16 protein-coding genes are annotated in these 18,400 nt (G+C 60.4%); 7 read left to right on the top strand and 9 right to left on the bottom strand.

Annotated elements, in window-relative coordinates; all coding sequences use genetic code 11:
• Positions 1–163: 163 nt before the first annotated feature.
• The 3 genes from WA845_RS17855 to WA845_RS17845 are packed head-to-tail and all read left to right on the top strand — an operon-like array spanning position 164 to position 3,702.
• Positions 164–2,011: an ABC transporter substrate-binding protein gene (locus WA845_RS17855; RefSeq protein WP_112554526.1), complete on the top strand. Its 1,848-nt coding sequence runs from the start codon at positions 164–166 to the stop codon at positions 2,009–2,011.
• A gap of 39 nt (positions 2,012–2,050) precedes the next feature.
• Positions 2,051–2,719 (top strand): DsbA family oxidoreductase, encoded by a 669-nt coding sequence (locus WA845_RS17850; protein WP_107339314.1) that lies wholly within the window; start codon positions 2,051–2,053, stop codon positions 2,717–2,719.
• Positions 2,720–2,769: 50 nt separating this feature from the next.
• On the top strand, positions 2,770–3,702 hold the full coding sequence (locus WA845_RS17845; RefSeq protein ID WP_004442314.1) for a DMT family transporter: 933 nt from the start codon (positions 2,770–2,772) through the stop codon (positions 3,700–3,702).
• A gap of 55 nt (positions 3,703–3,757) precedes the next feature.
• Here the strand turns inward: WA845_RS17845 and WA845_RS17840 are convergent, their stop codons facing one another.
• From WA845_RS17840 to WA845_RS17830, 3 genes are all read right to left on the bottom strand, one after another.
• Complete coding sequence (locus WA845_RS17840) at positions 3,758–4,102, bottom strand: hypothetical protein (protein ID WP_112554528.1); 345 nt, start codon at positions 4,100–4,102, stop codon at positions 3,758–3,760.
• 376 nt (positions 4,103–4,478) lie between these two features.
• Entirely contained in the window at positions 4,479–7,976 is a 3,498-nt protein-coding gene (gene mfd, locus WA845_RS17835) for a transcription-repair coupling factor (protein WP_112554530.1), read from the bottom strand.
• A 4-nt stretch (positions 7,977–7,980) separates the two neighbouring features.
• Positions 7,981–8,292 (bottom strand): FAD assembly factor SdhE, encoded by a 312-nt coding sequence (locus tag WA845_RS17830; RefSeq protein ID WP_004442318.1) that lies wholly within the window; start codon positions 8,290–8,292, stop codon positions 7,981–7,983.
• A 188-nt stretch (positions 8,293–8,480) separates the two neighbouring features.
• Here WA845_RS17830 and recG point away from each other — a divergent pair, with 188 nt between their 5' ends.
• The 4 genes from recG to WA845_RS17810 are packed head-to-tail and all read left to right on the top strand — an operon-like array spanning position 8,481 to position 11,563.
• Entirely contained in the window at positions 8,481–10,586 is a 2,106-nt protein-coding gene (recG, locus tag WA845_RS17825; RefSeq protein WP_112554664.1) for an ATP-dependent DNA helicase RecG, read from the top strand.
• Between the two features lie 12 nt (positions 10,587–10,598).
• Positions 10,599–10,871 (top strand): hypothetical protein, encoded by a 273-nt coding sequence (locus WA845_RS17820; protein ID WP_004442322.1) that lies wholly within the window; start codon positions 10,599–10,601, stop codon positions 10,869–10,871.
• 54 nt (positions 10,872–10,925) lie between these two features.
• Positions 10,926–11,183, top strand: coding sequence for a type II toxin-antitoxin system prevent-host-death family antitoxin (locus WA845_RS17815; protein ID WP_112554532.1), 258 nt, complete (start codon positions 10,926–10,928; stop codon positions 11,181–11,183).
• Positions 11,180–11,563: a type II toxin-antitoxin system VapC family toxin gene (locus WA845_RS17810; protein WP_035210753.1), complete on the top strand. Its 384-nt coding sequence runs from the start codon at positions 11,180–11,182 to the stop codon at positions 11,561–11,563. Before WA845_RS17815 ends, WA845_RS17810 begins: the two co-directional genes overlap by 4 nt.
• A 1-nt stretch (position 11,564) precedes the next feature.
• Here the strand turns inward: WA845_RS17810 and WA845_RS17805 are convergent, their stop codons facing one another.
• The 6 genes from WA845_RS17805 to WA845_RS17780 form a co-directional block, all read right to left on the bottom strand.
• Positions 11,565–12,233, bottom strand: coding sequence for a DUF502 domain-containing protein (locus WA845_RS17805; protein ID WP_004442327.1), 669 nt, complete (start codon positions 12,231–12,233; stop codon positions 11,565–11,567).
• 12 nt (positions 12,234–12,245) lie between these two features.
• Positions 12,246–12,749, bottom strand: a complete 504-nt coding sequence (locus tag WA845_RS17800) for a GNAT family N-acetyltransferase (RefSeq protein WP_112554534.1) — start codon at positions 12,747–12,749, stop codon at positions 12,246–12,248.
• Positions 12,746–14,572: a glutamine--fructose-6-phosphate transaminase (isomerizing) gene (gene glmS / locus WA845_RS17795; RefSeq protein ID WP_004442330.1), complete on the bottom strand. Its 1,827-nt coding sequence runs from the start codon at positions 14,570–14,572 to the stop codon at positions 12,746–12,748. Before glmS ends, WA845_RS17800 begins: the two co-directional genes overlap by 4 nt.
• Before the next feature lie 101 nt (positions 14,573–14,673).
• Positions 14,674–16,035, bottom strand: coding sequence for a bifunctional UDP-N-acetylglucosamine diphosphorylase/glucosamine-1-phosphate N-acetyltransferase GlmU (gene glmU / locus WA845_RS17790; protein ID WP_112554536.1), 1,362 nt, complete (start codon positions 16,033–16,035; stop codon positions 14,674–14,676).
• A gap of 222 nt (positions 16,036–16,257) precedes the next feature.
• On the bottom strand, positions 16,258–16,995 hold the full coding sequence (locus WA845_RS17785) for a FadR/GntR family transcriptional regulator (protein ID WP_006698813.1): 738 nt from the start codon (positions 16,993–16,995) through the stop codon (positions 16,258–16,260).
• A 298-nt stretch (positions 16,996–17,293) separates the two neighbouring features.
• Positions 17,294–18,367: a BMP family ABC transporter substrate-binding protein gene (locus tag WA845_RS17780; RefSeq protein WP_004442334.1), complete on the bottom strand. Its 1,074-nt coding sequence runs from the start codon at positions 18,365–18,367 to the stop codon at positions 17,294–17,296.
• Positions 18,368–18,400 lie beyond the last annotated feature (33 nt).

The raw sequence follows: 18,400 nt of genomic DNA, 5'->3' as shown, positions 1-18,400 counted from the left end.
TTCGCGGCGATATCCAGCACTTCTTTAACTTTTTCTTGAGCGGACCCAAGATTTCCCGCGCTTGCATGGGTCATGCAACGTCCCTGTGCTACATATCTGCCAGAATCATGATGATAAACGGTCCTGACGCACATCGGACGGACAGTTGAGACAGGACAGTGACATGCGCAACCTTGCGGCCCTCATCCCCGCATTGTTTCTTTTGGGATCATCCCTGCTTCCCGGCGGGAGTGCGGTAGCGCGACCGCTGCACGCCATCTCGATGCATGGCACGCCAGCGCTTCCCGCAGATTTTTCACACCTTCCTTATGTCAATCCGGACGTGAAGAAAGGCGGCCGCATTTCTTATGGCGTGGTCGGCACCTTCGACAGCCTGAACCCCTTCGTTCTCAAGGGAATGCGCACCACCGCCCGTGGTGTTTGGGATCCGGAATTCGGCAATCTTCTTTACGAGCCTCTGATGTCTCGCTCCAGCGACGAGCCCTTCAGCCTCTATGGGCTGCTCGCCGAAACCGTGGAGTGGGACGACGAGCGCAGCTTCGTTCAGTTCAACATCAACCCCAAGGCGAAATGGTCGGATGGCGAGCCGGTAACGCCTGATGACGTGATCTTCACCTTCAATCTCCTGAAGGAAAAGGGCCGCCCGCCGTTCAACAGCCGTCTCGACGGCGTAGCCAAGATGGAGAAGACCGGCGAACACAGCGTGCGCTTCACCTTCAACGAAAAGGCGAATCGCGAAACCCCGCTCATCCTCGCCTCTTCAACGCCGATCCTGCCGAAACACGCGACCGATCCGGAAAAATTCGAGCAGGCGGGCCTCGGTGCGGTTGTCGGCTCCGGCCCTTACCGAATCAAGACGCTGCGCCCGGGTGAACGAATCATCTGGGAGAGAAACCCCGACTACTGGGGCAAGGACATCCCCGGCAAAGTCGGTTTCGATAATTACGACGAGATCAGCATCACCTATTTCCTCCAGGTCACGACCATGTTCGAGGCCTTCAAGAAGGGCGATATCGACATCTACCCGGAAGGCGATGCCATCAATGGCACCTCCGATACCTCCCACTGGGGGCAGGCGTATAATTTTCCCGCCGTGCATCGCGGCGATATCGTCAAGGACGTGTTCCAGCCGCGCCTGCCGACCGGCATGTTCGGTCTCGTCTTCAACACCCGCCGTGCCGTCTTCGCTGACGAAAAGGTACGCGAAGGCCTTACCTATGCCTTCGATTTCGAGTGGATGAACAAAAACATCCTCGGCGGCTCCTTCAAGCGGACGCAGAGCTACTGGCAGAACTCGCCGCTCGGCGCCTATGGCAACGCCGCCGACGCGCGCGAGCTGGCGCTGCTCGGTGACGCGGCAAAGTCCATGCCGCCGGAGCTGCTGGCCGGCACCTATGCGCTGCCGACCACGGACGGCACGGGCGCCGACCGCAAGGTTCTGAAAATGGCCGTCGACAAGCTGAAAGAGGCTGGCTACAGCATCAAGAACGGCAGGATGTCCGATGCCAATGGCCGCCAGCTCGCTTTCGAAATCATGACGCAGAACCCGGCGCAGGAGCGTATCGCGCTCGCCTATCAGCGTTCGCTGAACCTGATCGGCGTCGCCATGGGCATTCGCTCGGTTGATGACGGGCAATACCAGTCGCGCTCGAACAGCTTCGATTACGACATGATCATCCGCTCCCTGCCCTCGTCGCTTTCGCCCGGCATGGAGCAGCTGAACCGCTGGAACTCACTCTCGCGTGATGCGCAGGGCAGCTTCAACTATGCAGGTGTTGCCAATCCCGATATAGACCGGATGATAGAGGCGCTGTTGCAGGCCCGCTCGACGGAAGATTTCCAGGCGGCCGTGCGCGCTTATGACCGTCTTCTCGTAGCCGGCCATTATATCATTCCGCTCTATTACATCGGCGCCCAATGGGTCGCACGCTGGAAATATATCGACCGCCCGGATATGACACCGATACAGGGCAATCAGAAACAGACCTGGTGGGACGCGCGGGCGCAATAACCTGCCACCGTCATGTCGATCATATAAGGAACATCAGCCATGGAACGCATCGTTGTTGACGTCGTATCGGACATGGTCTGCCCGTGGTGTTATCTCGGCAAGGCCCGGCTCGATCTCGCCATTGCCGAGGTGCAGGATGAAATCAGCGTCGACGTGAACTGGCGTCCCTACCGCCTCAACCCGGACTATCCGCCGGAAGGAGTCGACCAGAAAGCCGCTCTCGAGGAAAAGCTCGGCAAGGAGCGTCTGGAACAGGCCCATGCCACGTTGGTTCAGCTCGGCAGGGAAGTCGGCATTACCTATGATTTCGACGCGATCAAGATCGGGCCGAACACGCTCGATGCCCATCGCCTGTCGCTCTGGGCTCATTCCGAAGGCCGCGACGTCCAGGAACGCGTCGTGACCGGCCTGTTCAAGGCCAATTTCGAGGAAGGCCGCAATATCGGCGATCATGCCGTGCTGATCGACGTTGCCGCAAAGGCCGGCATGGATGCGAAAGTCGTCGAGCGGCTGCTGGCTTCGGACGCGGACAAGGATACGGTCGTCGCTGAAATCGATGCCGCCCAGCAGATGGGTGTCGCCGGCGTGCCCTTTTTCATCATCGACCAGAAATACGCCATAAGCGGTGCACAAACACCCGATGTCCTGATTGCTGCATTGCGGGATATTGCAAAAATCAAGGCGGACGAGCATAGATCGATGAACTGACGGTCAAACCACCGGCGGTTTTCAACAACTCGATTTTTGCCGGTGTTTCCGTGTCCGACCAGACCCTGAAAGGCATTCTGCTCGCCTTTGCAGCCTTCGCTGCCTATGCCTGGAGCGATGCCAGCGTTAAACTCATTGAAGGCCAGATTTCGCCGATCGAATCGGCCTTCTTCGGAGCCCTGTTCGGCCTCGTCGCCCTGCCCTTCATCCGCAAACGCAACGACAGCTGGCTGGATGTGGTGAAAACAACCAACCGGCCGCTCTGGATCATCCGCTTTTTTTCGGCCGGCACCGGCGCTGTCGGCAGCGTGACTGCCTTTACCCATCTTTCCATGGCGGAAGCTTTCGCGCTGATCTTCCTGCTTCCGTCCTTCGTCACCATCATGTCGGTGATGTTTCTCAAGGAACAGGTGGGCATTCGCCGCTGGTCGGCCGTCATCATCGGTTTTCTGGGTGTGCTCATCATCCTGCGGCCCGGATTCCGTGAACTGGGCATAGGCCATCTGGGCGCCATCATCGCCGGCTTCAGCGGCGCGCTCAGCATCGTGATCTTCCGCGCCATGGGCCCATCGGAAAAGAATGTTTCGCTTTATGGTGCGGGCGTACTGGGCTGTCTCGTCATCAGCGGCGTTGCCATGGTGCCGAGCTTCGTCATGCCGGGTGGCGAACAATGGCTGCTGCTGGCAGGATACGGCCTGCTCGGCGCGCTTGGCAACATTCTGGTCATGTACGCCGCCCAATATGCGCCCGCCGCCATGATCGGCCCGACGCAATATAGCCAGATGCTCTGGGCCATCCTGTTCGGTTATCTGATTTTTGGCGATCGTATCGACGGCTGGATGTTGATCGGCATTGCCCTCATCGTCGGATCCGGCCTGCTGACACTGCTCCGCGAGAAACAGAGAAAGGTGCCATTGCCCGCCTCCATCGCCGCGACAGACCAGAACGTGGCTGTCGGTATTACGCCGGAAGACAGTCACTAGCCACAGAGAGCGAAAAAACCGGCGGCGCTTCAGGCACCGCCGGTCCGGCGTTCAATCAATCGCAAACCCTGACCCGATACATGTCGCCCCAGGCGTTCTGCCTCCAGGCCACATGGCAGCGGGGATAGGCGGGTTCATAAACGACCGGCGGGCCATAAGCGGGCGCAGCGTAGACGGGTGGACCATAAGCCGGCGCGTAATAGGCGGGGCCGTAGGCATAGCCCGGGTGCCTTGCACCCGCAATCAGCGCTCCGCCAATGATCGTGCCGGCAATGCCGGCCGCAAGGCCGCGGCCGAAATTATTGCGCGCTTCCGCCTGACTGGTGGTGGCAATTGTGGTGCCCGCAATTGTCAAAGCAACCAGACCAGCGGTGGCAAACCTGTTGATATTGGTCCACATCGTCCTGCTCCTTCATCACCCGGCGGCATCCACTCATCCGCCGCACCGGGTATGAGGATGAGATTACGCCTGCGAAGAATACCGGTAGATGTCCGTTTCGTTACATTGCGGTAATTTTCGCTGAGCCGCGTGGGGGCATTCGTGAGTGGCCAAAGGTGGGTGTGGCTTTACCCCCCTCTGCCCTGCCGGGCATCTCCCCCTCAAGGGGGGAGATCGATCTGCGGCGATGTCTCGCATTATCTCGACGTTAGAGGATGGAGTGGTGGCAGTGCATCTTGCCGATCTCCCCCCTTGAGGGGGAGATGCCCGGCAGGGCAGAGGGGGGTAAACCCCACCCACCTGCGGTACCAAATAGCCCACCCTCTGAAACTCAAATCTACGACCGAGCCAGCTCCGCCAGCTGCGTCATGATCATCGCCGCACCCGTCAGCCGCTTTTCCGGCGTCGGCAGATCGCGGTTGAGGAACAGGCTGTGATCCGGACGGATCTTCGCCATCGATCCCTGCTTGCCAATGTAACCGACAAGCGCCGCCGGGTTCGGGAATTCCTTGTTGCGGAATTGAACGACAACGCCCTTCGGCCCGGCATCCAGCTTCTCGACATTGGCAATGCGGCAGAGCGACTTGATGTAGACGATCTTGAGAAGATGCTGCACTTCTTTCGGCAGCGGGCCGAAACGGTCGATCATTTCAGCGCCGAAACCGTCGATCTCGCTGATATCGGCAAGCTCGCCAAGCCGGCGGTAAAGGCCCATGCGAAGATGCAGATCGGGAACGTAATCTTCCGGGATCATGACGGATGTGCCGACCGAAATCTGCGGCGACCAACCGCTATCCTGCACCTGCTCGTCACCCTTCACTTCGGCCACCGCCTCTTCCAGCATCTGCTGATAGAGCTCGAAACCGACTTCCTTGATATGGCCGGACTGTTCTTCCCCGAGCAGATTGCCCGCACCACGAATATCAAGATCGTGGCTCGCCAGCTGGAAACCGGCGCCGAGCGTATCGAGCGATTGCAGCACCTTCAGCCGGCGCTCGGCAGTCGTGGTCAGCACCTTGTTGACCGGCAGGGTGAAGAGCGCGAAGGCGCGCACCTTGGAGCGGCCGACACGGCCGCGTAGCTGGTAAAGCTGCGCAAGACCGAACATATCGGCGCGGTGCACGATCAGCGTATTGGCGGTCGGCACGTCAAGGCCGGATTCAACGATGGTCGTCGATAGCAGCACATCATATTTGCCGTCGTAGAAGGCGTTCATGATGTCTTCCAGCTCGCCCGCCGCCATCTGGCCGTGCGCCACCGCCACCTTCAGTTCCGGCACATCCGATTGCAGGAAGGCATGGATATCGGCGAGATCGGCAAGCCGCGGGCAAACGTAGAAACTCTGGCCGCCACGATAATGCTCACGCATCAGCGTCTCGCGAATGACGAGCGGATCAAATGGCGAAATGAAGGTGCGCACCGCCATGCGGTCGACAGGCGGCGTGGTGATGAGCGACAGTTCGCGAACCCCGGTCATGGCGAGCTGCAAGGTGCGCGGAATGGGCGTTGCCGATAGCGTCAGCACATGCACGTCGCTTTTCAGCTCCTTCAGCCGCTCCTTGTGCTTGACGCCGAAATGCTGCTCTTCATCGATGATGAGCAGGCCGAGATTGGCAAAGCTGATGCCCGCACCAAGCAGCGCATGCGTGCCGACGACGATATCGGTCTTTCCGTCAGCAACTTCCTTCTTGGTCAGCGCCAGTTCCTTGGAGCCGACGAGACGGGAAGCCTGCTGCACGCGGATGGGCAATCCGCGGAAACGCTCCGAGAAAGTCCGGAAATGCTGGCGGGCGAGCAGCGTGGTCGGCACCACGACAGCCACCTGCACGCCATTCATGGCGGCAAGGAAGGCGGCGCGCAGCGCCACTTCGGTCTTGCCGAAACCGACATCGCCGCAGATGAGACGGTCCATCGGCCGGCCGGCCGCGAGATCCTCCCGCACCGCCTCGATGGCGTTCAGCTGGTCCTCGGTTTCGTCGTAGGGGAAACGGGCAGCAAACTCATCATAGAGCCCGTCCGGCGCGACAAGCTCCGGCGCATGGCGCACGAGACGCGCCGCTGCGATGCGGATAAGCTCATCGGCCATGTCAAGCAGGCGCTTCTTGAGCTTGGCCTTGCGCATCTGCCATGCGCCGCCGCCGAGCTTGTCGAGCGTCGCCTCCGCCGCGTCCGAGCCGTAACGCGAGAGGAGATCGATGTTTTCAACCGGCAGAAACAGCTTGGCGTCATCGGCATAGTGCAGTTCGAGACAGGCGCGCGGTGCGCCCGCCGCCTCGATGGTCTGCAAGCCGACAAAACGACCAATGCCGTGTTCGGCATGAACGACGAGCGAGCCCTCGTCCAGACCGGCCACTTCCGAGATGAAATCCGCACCGCGTTTGCGGCGCTTGGAACGCCGCACCATGCGGTCGCCGAGAATGTCCTGCTCGCCGATAACGGCAAGATTCCCGGTTTCGAAACCGGCCTCAAGGCTCAGCACCGCGGAGGCGGCCTCGCCTTTGCCAAGCTTCTCCACCTCTTTCAGCGAGGTAACCGGCTTGATCTTCTCAAGCCCATGCTCGTTCAGCACCTGCAGCAACCGGTCGAGCGAGCCTTCCGACCAGCCAGTTATCAGCACCTTCCAGCCCTTGGCGCGGCGCTCGGCTATGTGTTTCACAGCCAGGGCAAAGACATTGACCCGCTCTTCGCTTTCGCCTTCGGTTGGCTGCCGCGCCCAGCGCGGGCCGACATGCGCGTCCAGCGTGGCGACGGGCCTTCCCTCGCTATCCTGCTCATTGAAGGGCGTCAGACGCACCGCATTGACGGCAGACAGGGCCGTGTCGAAATCCTTGCCGTTGAGATAAAGCTGGCCGGGAGACACGGGCTTGTAGGGCGCACCCTGCGTCGATCCCTTCGTCTCGCCGGAAGCGCGCCGCGCCTCGTAATAATCGAGCACCAGCTTGGAGCGCTCCTTGGCCGCCTCGCGTGCCGTGTGATCCGTGACGATGCGGAACCCCTTCAGATAATCGAAGGCGGTCTCCAGCTTCTCGTAAAACAGCGGCAGCCAGTGCTCCATGCCGGCATAACGGCGGCCCTCGGAAACGGCCTGATAAAGCGCATCGTCACGCGTCGCCGCACCGAACAGCGAGAGGTAATTCTTACGAAACCGGCTGATCGTATCGGGCGTCAGCGTCACTTCGCTCATGGGGTTCAGATCGAGCGAGCGCGCCTGGCCGATGGTCCGCTGGCTGGCCGGATCGAAGGTACGGATGCTTTCCAGCGTATCGCCGAAGAAATCGAGCCGCACAGGCTCCTCGGTGCCCGGCACGAAAACATCGAGAATACCGCCGCGCACGGCGAACTCGCCCACTTCGCGCACCGTCGCAACCCGGTCGAAACCGTTGCGCTCCAGCCGCGCGGCAATATCCTCCATGCGAATCTGGTTGCCGGGTCTCGCGGAGAAGCCAAGGCTTTCGATGATGTCGCGCGGCGCCATCTTCTGCAGCATGGCGTTGACGGTGACAAGCACGATGGCCGGATGCGGTTTCTTCGCGTGGCTGATGAGACCGGCAAGCGCCGCCAGGCGACGCGCCGACGTGTCGGCGCTTGGTGACACGCGGTCATAGGGAAGGCAGTCCCAGGCCGGCAGCGTCATGACCGGAATATCGGGCGCAACAAAACCTAGAATTTGTTCGAGATCGGCGATGCGCTGGCCATCCGACATCACATAGGCAACCGAGGTGCCTGCGCGCGCCATCTCGGCAAGCAGCAGCGCCTCCATGCCTGCCGGCACGTTTCCGATGGTCAGCGGCGTATCGGCCGACGACACCAGCTTTGCATCGAATCCGGCTATCATGGTTTCAGGCTTTCACATTGTCTGCGGTGACGAGATCGAAATCGGGACGATAGGATGCGATCTTTTCAAACAGCGGGGTCTGGAATTTTTCCGGGATGGCAAGCGCCCCCGTCACCATCTTGACGAGGTCGTTATCCTCTTCCGCCATGATGACTTCAAGCTCATCGAGCTGGTCATCGGAAAGCAGCGCGATATTGTCTTCCGCGAATTGCCCGAGAACGAGGTCCATCTCGCGAATGCCGCGGTGCCAGCAGCGGTAAAGTATCCGCCGGCGTCTCGGATCGAGGTCGGCACTCGTGCGCACCAGTCCAGTCATCGCATTCACCTTTCGGTTGACCATTCAACAGCACGTTGATCGCGACCTCCTATAGAACAGGAGGCGAACGCTTGGGAACCGGTTTTTATCGAAATAATACCACGGCCACGAAAATCTGCCGGTGATAACCCGGCTTTGTGACCTGCGAAGTCTTGCATAAGCCGTCCCCTTCCCCGATTTTGCTGCCCATGCGCCCGGCCATTCTCGATCCGCTGTTTGCCTCCGTCTCCACGCTTGCCGGCGTGGGGCCGAAGCTTGCCGATCTCCTGGCAAAACTTCTGGGACGGGAGAATGCGGACGATACGCGCGTTATCGACCTTTTGTTCCATGCGCCCTCCAACGTCATCGACCGCCGCAACCGTCCCGGCATCGCGCTTGCAGCACCTGGCGCCATTGTCACCATTCAGGGATGTGTCGACCGCCATCAGCCGCCACCGCCGGGAAACCGCAACGCGCCCTATCGCGTCTTCCTGCATGACGAGACCGGCGAACTGGCGCTGACCTTCTTTCGCGCCAAGGGCGACTGGCTGTCCAAAGCCCTGCCCGTCGATGAAGAGGTTCTGGTCAGCGGCAAGGTGGACTGGTTTAACGGCCGAGCCTCCATGGTGCATCCGGATTTCATGGTGAAGCTTTCCGAGGCGGAAAATCTGCCCCTTGTGGAAGCCGTCTATCCCATGACCGCCGGCCTTTCCGCCAAGGTGTTGCGCAAGGCGATCGAAGGCGGGCTCTCGAAGCTGCCGGTCTTCCCGGAATGGATCGATGAGACGCTCAAGACCCGGCAGGGCTTCGGTGACGTGGCATCCAGCTTCCGCGAGCTCCACGACCCGCGCGACAGTGCCGATATCGAACCGCAAGCCCCGGCGCGCCTACGGCTCGCCTACGACGAATTCCTCGCCGGACAGCTGTCACTGGCGCTGGTGCGCCAGCGGCTCCGCAAGGTGGCGGGCCAGCCGATCCGCGCCAAGGGCGATATCGCCGCCAAAATCCTCGCGCAACTGCCCTTCTCGCTGACGGCAAGCCAGAGCGCAGCCGTCAAGGATATCCTGACCGACATGGCCGGCGAAGACCGCATGTTGCGGCTGTTGCAGGGCGATGTGGGGGCCGGCAAGACGCTGGTGGCGCTGATGGCCATGGCGACGGTGGTGGAGGCCGGCGGACAGGCGGTGCTGATGGCGCCGACCGAAATTCTCGCCCGTCAGCATTACGCCACCATTTCCAAACTCGCCCAGGCCGTGGGCCTCACGGTGGAAGTGCTGACCGGCCGCACCAAGGGCAAGGAGCGCCGCGAGATCGAGGAGCGCGTGGCCTCGGGCGAAGCGCAGATCGTCATCGGCACCCATGCGCTCTTCCAGGACAGCGTCACCTATAAGAACCTTGTGCTGGCCGTGGTGGATGAACAACACCGTTTCGGCGTGCATCAGCGCCTGCGGCTCACCGCCAAGGGCATCACGCCGCATATGCTTGTCATGACCGCCACGCCCATTCCACGCACGCTGGTTCTGGCCGCCTTCGGGGACATGGATGTCTCCAAGCTCACCGAAAAACCGGCGGGCCGCAAACCCATCCAGACGGTGACGATCCCCACCGAACGCATCGGCGATATTGTTGAGCGGCTGCGCGCAGCGCTGAAGGACGGCAAAAAAGCCTACTGGATTTGCCCGCTGGTGGAGGAGACGGAGGAGTCCGACCTGATGTCGGCGGAGGAGCGCCACGCGGTTCTCTCGCAGATGCTCGGCGCCAACATCGGCCTCATTCACGGGCGTATGAGCGGCCCGGAGAAGGACGCCGCCATGCTCGCCTTCAAGAACGGCGAAACCCGCCTGCTGGTGGCGACTACGGTGGTCGAAGTCGGCGTCGATGTGCCTGACGCGACGATCATGGTCATCGAACACGCCGAACGTTTCGGCCTCGCCCAGCTGCACCAGCTTCGCGGCCGCGTCGGACGCGGCGACGAGGCCTCCACCTGTATCCTGCTCTACAAGGGCCCGCTCAGCGAAAACGGCCGCGCACGGCTCTCCATCCTGCGCGACAGCGAGGACGGCTTCCTGATCGCCGAGGAAGATTTGAAGCTGCGCGGCGAAGGCGAGTTGCTCGGCACGCGTCAATCAGGCACGCCTGGCTTCCGCATCGCCAGCCTCGAGGCTCATGCCGACCTCCTGGAAATCGCCCGCAAGGACGCCGCCTATGTCATCGAGCGCGACCCGGAACTGACAGGTCCACGCGGCGATGCGCTACGCACCTTGCTCTATCTGCACCGCCGCGACGAAGCGATTCGTTTCCTGCACGCCGGCTGAAAGTGAACGCCCATGAACATGATCGACCCGCGCCGCCCGCCACCCGCCTTCCGCAAGGGCTACGCGCTCTGCTCGCCGCAGAACATCCTCCAGCCCGAAACATTTGCGAAGAGCGAGAAGAAGGCGATTGGCAAGGCGTTCAAGAAGCCCGGCCGCAAAAAGGCATGGAGCCGGGCGCTGGAAGAAGGCTGGAGCGTGAGGCTGGTCTATATGCGGCTCTTCGTGCCGGTGTTCCACGCCACGACTACAGGAACAGACGTGGATGATCTGGACGACGAGGATTGATATGGTCCATTGAATGGACTAATATAACGCTAACTTTAACGCCCGAGGTTAGCCGTGCAGATATCCGTGACTGATGCAAAAAGTCAGCTTACCGAACTGGTGCGCCGCGCCGAAGCCGGTGATGAGGTCATTCTCACCCGTCATGGCCACGCAGCCGTGCGGCTGGTTCCGGTCACCGTCGTGGCGGATAAAATATCCCGTAGCGCCGCGCTCGCAAAAGTGCGCGCGACTGTCGCCAACAAAGGCGATAATGGCCCGGACGCCGCGCATAGTCAGGATCTTCTCTATGACGAGCACGGCCTTCCGAAATGATCGTTATCGATACGTCGGCTCTGATGACGATCCTGCTCGATGAACCCAAAGCGGATGCCTGCGCCTCAGCGCTCGAAACTGATGAACCTCTGCTCATTTCAGCGGGGACGCTTGCGGAGGCCATGATCGTGGCGCAGCGGCGCGACCGCAGCCGGGAACTAGAGATGCTGATCGAAGGTCTGGGCGCCGAAATCAAGCCCGTCACCCCCAAATCGGCGCATGGCGTTTCGGAAGCTTATCGCATTTGGGGCAAGGGCGTTCATCCTGCCGGACTAAATTTCGGCGACTGCTTTGCCTACGAGCTGGCGAAAACAGAGGGTTGCCGTTTGCTTTATGTCGGTAACGACTTTTCGCAGACGGACATCCCGGGCGTCCTCTAGATTAGACCGGCGCGATCATCTTCGGCGGCTTGAAATCCGGCGCCACAAGACCACCCGAGATCAGCAGCTTCGCCGCATCCTCTGGAGTCATGTCCAGCATCACGATCTTGTCCTTGGGCACGAACAGCAGGAAGCCCGCCGTCGGCACCGGTGTGGGCGGCAGGAAGACGGCGACCATCTGCTGGCCCATCTCGTTGAAGCGATGGGCGAGTTCGCCCTTTGCCTCGGAAGCCACAAACACCATCGCCCATGTGCCTGACGACGGGAACTCGATCAGGCCAACCTTCTTGAAGGAGTTCGAGTGCTCCTTCAGGACGGATTCGAACAGCTGTTTGATGCTTTTATAGATCGGCCGCACCAACGGCATGCGGTTGAGGATGGATTCACCGACGCCGACAATCCATTTCCCGATCAGGTTATTGCCGAGAAAGCCGATGAGGGTGATGCCGATGACAGCGATCAGCAGGCCGAAGCCCGGAATGGCCACATCGAAATATTGCTCGGGATCGTAACGGGCGGGAATATAGGGCTTCACCCAGCTATCCGCCCATTGCAGGAAGCTCCACACCAGCCACATGGTAATGGTGACGGGCGCGAGGATCAGAACGCCCGTCAGGAAGCTGTTGCGCAACCGTGTCGCAAAGGAAATTTTGGGAGGAATGTCGGTCATTTACCGTTCGCGTTAAGCGCTGTCGCTATCGAAACCCGGATGAAAACTGACAATGCCGGATGGCGTTCCCCCATGCAAGCGAAGAACTGTGAAATATTCGTCAGGAATCCCCATAGCGCTTAGGCCTTCGACGGCGCGAAAACCGAAGCGTCCATAATAATCGGAATCGCCGGCAACGACACATCCCGATGCGCTCAGCCGATCAAGCGCAGCAAGCCCTTCACGCACCAGCCGGGAGCCGATACCCTCGCCCTGCCGTTCCGGCGTCACCGAAAGAGGCGCAAGGCAAAACCAGCCGCTGTCGCCGCTTGAAAGTGTCACGGGCGAAAAGCCGATATGGCCGACGATCCCTTCGCTGTCTTCGGCCACGAGCGAAACCGTGAGCGCACCGGCCTCCCGCAGCCGCGCCACGATCAGATGTTCGGTCTTGTCGCTATGCTCGACGTTACGGAAGGCTTCTTCCGTAACGCAGGCAATCGCCTCTTCGTCACCCTGGCGCTCCGGCCGGATGATCATTCCACCGTGACCGATTTTGCAAGGTTGCGCGGCTGGTCGACATCCGTACCCATGAAAACGGCGGTGTGATAGGCCAGCAGCTGAATGGGCAGCGAGAAGACCATCGGTGCGATCAGTTCGTCGACGGTCGGCAGCGTGATCGTCGCCATGGTGTCGAGCTTGGAAGCGGCAGCTCCCTTCTCATCCGTGATGAAGATGATACGGCCGCCGCGCGCGGCGACTTCTTGCATGTTCGAAACGGTCTTTTCGAAGAAGCGATCATGCGGCGCAATCACGATGACGGGCATGTTCTCGTCGATCAGCGCGATGGGGCCGTGCTTCAGCTCGCCGGCAGCATAACCTTCGGCGTGAATATAGGAAATTTCCTTGAGCTTCAGCGCGCCTTCCAGCGCCAGCGGGAAGCTGGTGCCCCGGCCGAGATAAAGCACGTCCTTGAAGCGCGACAGATCGCGCGACAGGCCCTCTATCTGCGGCTGGATGATGTTGAGCACCTGGCTCATGATGCGCGGCATCTCGATCAGATGTTGCACAAGTTCCTTTTCCTGACCAGGCTTCAGAGTGCCGCGCGCCTTGCCGGCGGCGATGGCGAGCGAAGCAAGCACCGCAAGCTGGCAGGTGAAGGCCTTGGTGGAAGCGACGCCGATTTCCGGTCCGGCAAGGATCGGGAAGATGGCGTCCGATTCCCGGGCAATGGTCGATTCCCGCACATTGACGATGGCGCCGATCTTGAGATCGCTTTCCTTGCAATAGCGCAGCGATGCCAGCGTATCGGCTGTCTCGCCCGATTGCGAGATGAAGAGCGCCGCCTGCGTTGGCTGAAGTGGCATTTCGCGATAGCGGAACTCGGAGGCCACATCGATCTCCACCGGCAGGCGCGCATAACGCTCGAACCAGTATTTGCCGATCAGGCCGGAAAGATAAGCCGTGCCGCAGGCGGAGATCGCAAGTCCGGAAAGCTTGGCGAAATCGATGGCCTTATCGGCCTCTTTCACGGTCTTGGAGGCGAAATCCACATAATGGCTGAGCGCATGGGAAATGACTTCCGGCTGCTCGTAGATTTCCTTTTCCATGAAGTGGCGATGGTTGCCCTTGTCGACGACATAGGCCGTCGCCTGCGATATCTGCCGCTCGCGCTTCACCGGCTTGCCGGAGAAATCGATGATCTCAGCACCCTGCCGGGTCACGATGGCGCAGTCGCCATCCACCAGATAGGTGATCTCGTTGGTGAAGGGCGACAGCGCAATGGCGTCGGAACCCAGGAACATTTCTCCGCGGCCATAACCGACGGCAAGCGGCGGGCCGGAACGCGCCGAAAGCAGCGTGCCGGGATCGTCCTTGAACATCACCACCAGCGCATAAGCGCCCGTCACGCGGTTCAGCATCTTCAGCATCGCTTCGCGATGGCCAAGGCCCTCGCGGGTATATTTCGCCAGAAGCTGCGCCACCACCTCGGTGTCGGTCTGGGTGGTGAAGGTCGCGCCCTCGGCGGTCAGTTCTTCGCGCAGTTCGGCGAAGTTTTCGATGATGCCGTTATGGACGACGGCCACGCCATCGACGAAGTGCGGGTGAGCGTTGGTTTCATTCGGCACGCCGTGGGTCGCCCAGCGTGTATGCGCGATGCCGACCACGCCCGGCAGCGGCTTTTCGGACACCAGCTTTTCAAGATTAAAGAGCTTGCCCTCGGCACGGCGGCGATCCATCGCGCCATTGTCGATCGTTGCAACGCCGGCTGAATCGTAGCCACGATATTCGAGACGCTTCAGTGCATCGACAAGCCGTTCAGCAACGGGCTCAGTTCCGACAATTCCGACAATTCCGCACATATATATCTCCAGACGGCGATCTTTTCGCCGAAACTTCTAATCTTTCCCGTGCAATCCGCAATTATGGCGCCGGTCACTTCGGTATCGCTTCGTAACGTCCTTCAAGACGACTTTTTCTTCGCTTCCTTCAGCGCCTTCGCCCGCTCCCGCACTACGGTTGCGCGGCCCGGCTTCACCTCCTGGCGCGCACGCCCAAAAGCCAGCGCATCATCGGGCACGTCATCGGTGATGACGCTGCCGGAGGCGATATAGGCCCCCTCGCCAATCGTCACGGGAGCAACCAGCGACGAGTTGGAACCAACGAAGCTGTTCGCGCCGATCCGCGTCTCAGCCTTGTTGTAACCGTCATAATTGCAGGTGATGGTGCCGGCACCGATATTGCTGCCCGCGCCAACGAAGGCGTCGCCGATATAGGTGAGATGATTGACCTTGGCCCCCTCGCCGATCTCGGCCTTCTTGACCTCGCAGAAATTACCCACCTTGGAGTTGGCGTGCAGGTTGGCCCCCGGTCGCAGCCGGGCATAGGGACCAACAGTGGCACCTTCCGCGACATGCGCGCCTTCGAGGTGTGAGAAGGCATGGATCACGGCACCCGGTTCGACCGTCACGCCGGGACCAAAAACGACATTGGGCTCGATCAGCGCGTCCTGACCGATCGTCGTATCAAAGGAGAGGAAGACAGTTTCAGGCGCGATCATCGATACGCCGTCGACCATCAATTCATGGCGGCGGCGCTCCTGCCAGAGCTTTTCGATGAAGGCCAGTTCGGCGCGGTTGTTGCAGCCGACCAGTTCTGTTTCCGGTGCATCGATGGCGACGGCGCGGCGGCCGAGCGACCGGGCGATTTCGACCACGTCCGTCAGATAATATTCGCCCTTCACATTGCCGTTGCCGATCCGGTCGAGCAGATCAAGGGCATTGCGGCCATTGATCGCCATCAGACCACTATTGCACCAGGTCACCCTGCGCTCTTCGTCGGTCGCATCCTTTTCCTCGCGGATCGCCACCAGCTCGCCATTCTCGACCAGCAGCCGGCCATAACCCGTGGGCCGGTCGGTATGAAAACCGATCACCGCGACATCGGCGCCGGAAGCAATGGCCTCGCGGGCCCGGTCGAGCGTGGCGGAGGTAATGAGCGGCACGTCGCCATAAGCGATGATGAGATCGTCGAAGCCGCGTTCGATTGCCGCACGTGCGGCAAGCACGGCATGGCCGGTACCTTTGCGTTCCGTCTGAAGAAAAGTCTCAACCTGAAGTCCCGGCAGGCTCGCCGCCGTGGCAACATTGTCGGCGTCACGTCCGACGACGAGCGCCACCGTGCCCACGCCCGATCCAGCCACCGCCTCGACCACATGCGCAATCATCGGACGGCCGGCGACCGGATGCAGCACCTTGGATTTCGACGACTTCATACGCGTGCTGTCGCCCGCTGCGAGAATAACGGCTAGAGAGCTGCGCTCCATAAGACCTCCAACACCCCGTCGGCGACTGCCTGGCAGCCGATACAGCGGCACATGTTTGACTTTGCGCCGTCCGGCAAAACGGACGGCCGCATCGGTAATTTCATTCCGGATTGCTATAACGGCGGCCCACTTAAGAAACCATGCAGATCTGCACCAAATTTCCGCACCGGTTTTCATCAAACGTGATTGGAGCGGGATCACATCCTGCTTCCACCGTCTGATTTATCGCCGGGAGTTGCGGGCAGTGAATTCCAGTACCTGCTGGCGACCGTTCTCAATCAATCTTTCCATCTCGCGACGCGCGGCGGCCTCGTCATGCAAACGAAAGGCTTCCACGAGCTTCAGGTGCGAAGCTGAAACATCGGAAATTTCATTGGGATCGGTGTCCGGATTGCTCATCCGGAAAATGCCCGCCAGAGCCGCCTTTATCAGCGAACCAACGGTGCGCATGAACGGGTTGCCCGACATTTCGGTGATGAGGACATGGAAATTCATGTCCGCGAGCGCGCGCTTTTCTTTCGAATAAGCAGTATTGCCCATCTCATTGGCATAGGCGGCAAGCTTTGCGATATCCGCATCCTTTGCCCTGATGGCGGCAAGCCCGGCGCCATAGGGTTCGAAGGCTTTGCGGATGTCGTAGAGATGCAGCAGGAACTCATCGCTGACGCCGGCCTCGAAGTGCCATAGCAGCACTTCGCTGTCGAACATGTTCCAGCTTTCGCGCTCCGTCACCCGCGTACCAATCCGCGCCTTGGGGGAAATCATGCCCTTGGCCGTCAGCGTCTTCATCGCTTCGCGCAGCACGGTGCGCGAAACTTTAAGCCGCTCCATCAGCTCCGCATCGCCTGGCAGGATGTCGCCGGTCCTGAAGTTGCCGGACACGATGTCGAGACCGAGCTTGTGAACGACCTGTGCATGATTTGTCCGCAGCTTTCGTAGACCGATCGCCGCATCGAGCATTCCGCGCTGCAAGTGCCATGTCCTTCCGTTCGGTTGGCGATTTTAAAAATCGCGCCAGACGTGTATCTTCAGTCAGAATATAGTGAAAGACATCAAGTTGCCGGAAAAGCAAAGGCAAACTTCATCTACGCAATAAAACCCATGAAAATAAGCAAGGCTGCACATGCGTCGATGTACAGCCCCGATCTTTGCGAACGCAATTTCCCACGTCATCCTCGCCCTTCAGGCGAGGATCCATGGACATGGAGAGTGTCATCCGGGTCAAGGCCGAGGATGACACCCTGTCCCACAACGCAGATTATTGCGGCAGCTTGTCGTCCACGCCGGCAACGTAGAAGTTGAGGCCGAGCAGGACCTTGTCCTCAGCCTTTTCACCAGCCTTCAGCCATTCCGAGCCGTCCTGCTTCTTCACCGGGCCGGTGAAGGGGTGCAGTTCGCCGGACTTGATCTTGGCTTCGGTGTCCTCGGCCATCTTCTTCACGTCGTCAGGCATGTTGGTGTAGGGCGCCATGGTCAGGATACCGTCCTTCAGGCCGTCCCAGACCGATTCCGACTTCCAGGTGCCATCGAGAAGAGCCTGCGTGCGCTTGATGTAATAAGCGCCCCAGGTATCCTTGATCGCGGTCAGCTGCGTCTCAGGACCGGCCTTGATCATGTCGGAGGCCTGGCCGAATGCCTTGATGCCGCGCTCGGCTGCAACCTGCATCGGTGCCGTCGTGTCGGTGTGCTGCGTCAGGATATCGACGCCCTGGTCGATCAGCGCCTTCGCAGCATCGGCTTCCTTGCCGGGGTCGAACCAGGTGTTGGCCCAGACGACCTTGACCTTGAATTCGGGATTAACGGACTGCGCGCCGAGAACGAAGGCGTCGATGCCCATCACCACTTCCGGGATCGGGAAGGACGCGATGTAACCGGCAACGCCCTTCTTGGACATTTTCGCGGCGATCTGGCCCTGAATGTAACGGCCTTCATAGAAACGCGAATTGTAGGTCGCGACGTTTTCGGCCGTCTTGAAGCCGGTTGCGTGCTCGAACTTCACCTTCGGAAATTTCTGGGCAACCTTCACGGTCGCATCCATGAAGCCGAAGGAGGTGGTGAACACCAGTTCGCAGCCGGAGCGGGCCATGCGCTCGATGGCGCGTTCAGCATCCGGGCCTTCCGGAACGCTTTCGAGGAACGGCGTTTCGATCTTGTCGCCGAAGTGCTTCTGCAGCTCTTCGCGGCCGATATCATGCGCCTGCGTCCAGCCGCCATCGGTGCGGCTACCGACATAGATGAAGCAGACCTTCTTGGCGTCGGCGGCTTCAGCGGAGGAAACAACGCCTCCCAGCGCCGCGATGGAAGCGGCAAGTGCGATGACCAGTTTTTTCATTTTTACCCCTGTTGGTTTGGAGACGTGAGAATG

The organism is Agrobacterium sp. CMT1, from assembly GCF_037203725.1.
GTDB classification, from domain to species: domain Bacteria; phylum Pseudomonadota; class Alphaproteobacteria; order Rhizobiales; family Rhizobiaceae; genus Agrobacterium; species Agrobacterium pusense.
This window is presented reverse-complemented; position numbering and strand designations above follow the sequence as displayed.

Bases quoted from the DNA above. Each gene is read 5' to 3' on its own strand.
- WA845_RS17855 (WP_112554526.1), top strand. From the start codon at position 164: ATGCGCAACCTTGCGGCCCTCATCCCCGCATTGTTTCTTTTGGGATCA.
- WA845_RS17850 (WP_107339314.1), top strand. From the start codon at position 2,051: ATGGAACGCATCGTTGTTGACGTCGTATCGGACATGGTCTGCCCGTGG.
- WA845_RS17840 (WP_112554528.1), bottom strand. From the start codon at position 4,102: ATGTGGACCAATATCAACAGGTTTGCCACCGCTGGTCTGGTTGCTTTG.
- mfd (WP_112554530.1), bottom strand. From the start codon at position 7,976: ATGATAGCCGGATTCGATGCAAAGCTGGTGTCGTCGGCCGATACGCCG.
- WA845_RS17830 (WP_004442318.1), bottom strand. From the start codon at position 8,292: ATGACTGGACTGGTGCGCACGAGTGCCGACCTCGATCCGAGACGCCGG.
- recG (WP_112554664.1), top strand. From the start codon at position 8,481: ATGCGCCCGGCCATTCTCGATCCGCTGTTTGCCTCCGTCTCCACGCTT.
- WA845_RS17820 (WP_004442322.1), top strand. From the start codon at position 10,599: ATGAACATGATCGACCCGCGCCGCCCGCCACCCGCCTTCCGCAAGGGC.
- WA845_RS17810 (WP_035210753.1), top strand. From the start codon at position 11,180: ATGATCGTTATCGATACGTCGGCTCTGATGACGATCCTGCTCGATGAA.
- WA845_RS17805 (WP_004442327.1), bottom strand. From the start codon at position 12,233: ATGACCGACATTCCTCCCAAAATTTCCTTTGCGACACGGTTGCGCAAC.
- WA845_RS17800 (WP_112554534.1), bottom strand. From the start codon at position 12,749: ATGATCATCCGGCCGGAGCGCCAGGGTGACGAAGAGGCGATTGCCTGC.
- glmS (WP_004442330.1), bottom strand. From the start codon at position 14,572: ATGTGCGGAATTGTCGGAATTGTCGGAACTGAGCCCGTTGCTGAACGG.
- glmU (WP_112554536.1), bottom strand. From the start codon at position 16,035: ATGGAGCGCAGCTCTCTAGCCGTTATTCTCGCAGCGGGCGACAGCACG.
- WA845_RS17785 (WP_006698813.1), bottom strand. From the start codon at position 16,995: ATGCTCGATGCGGCGATCGGTCTACGAAAGCTGCGGACAAATCATGCA.
- WA845_RS17780 (WP_004442334.1), bottom strand. From the start codon at position 18,367: ATGAAAAAACTGGTCATCGCACTTGCCGCTTCCATCGCGGCGCTGGGA.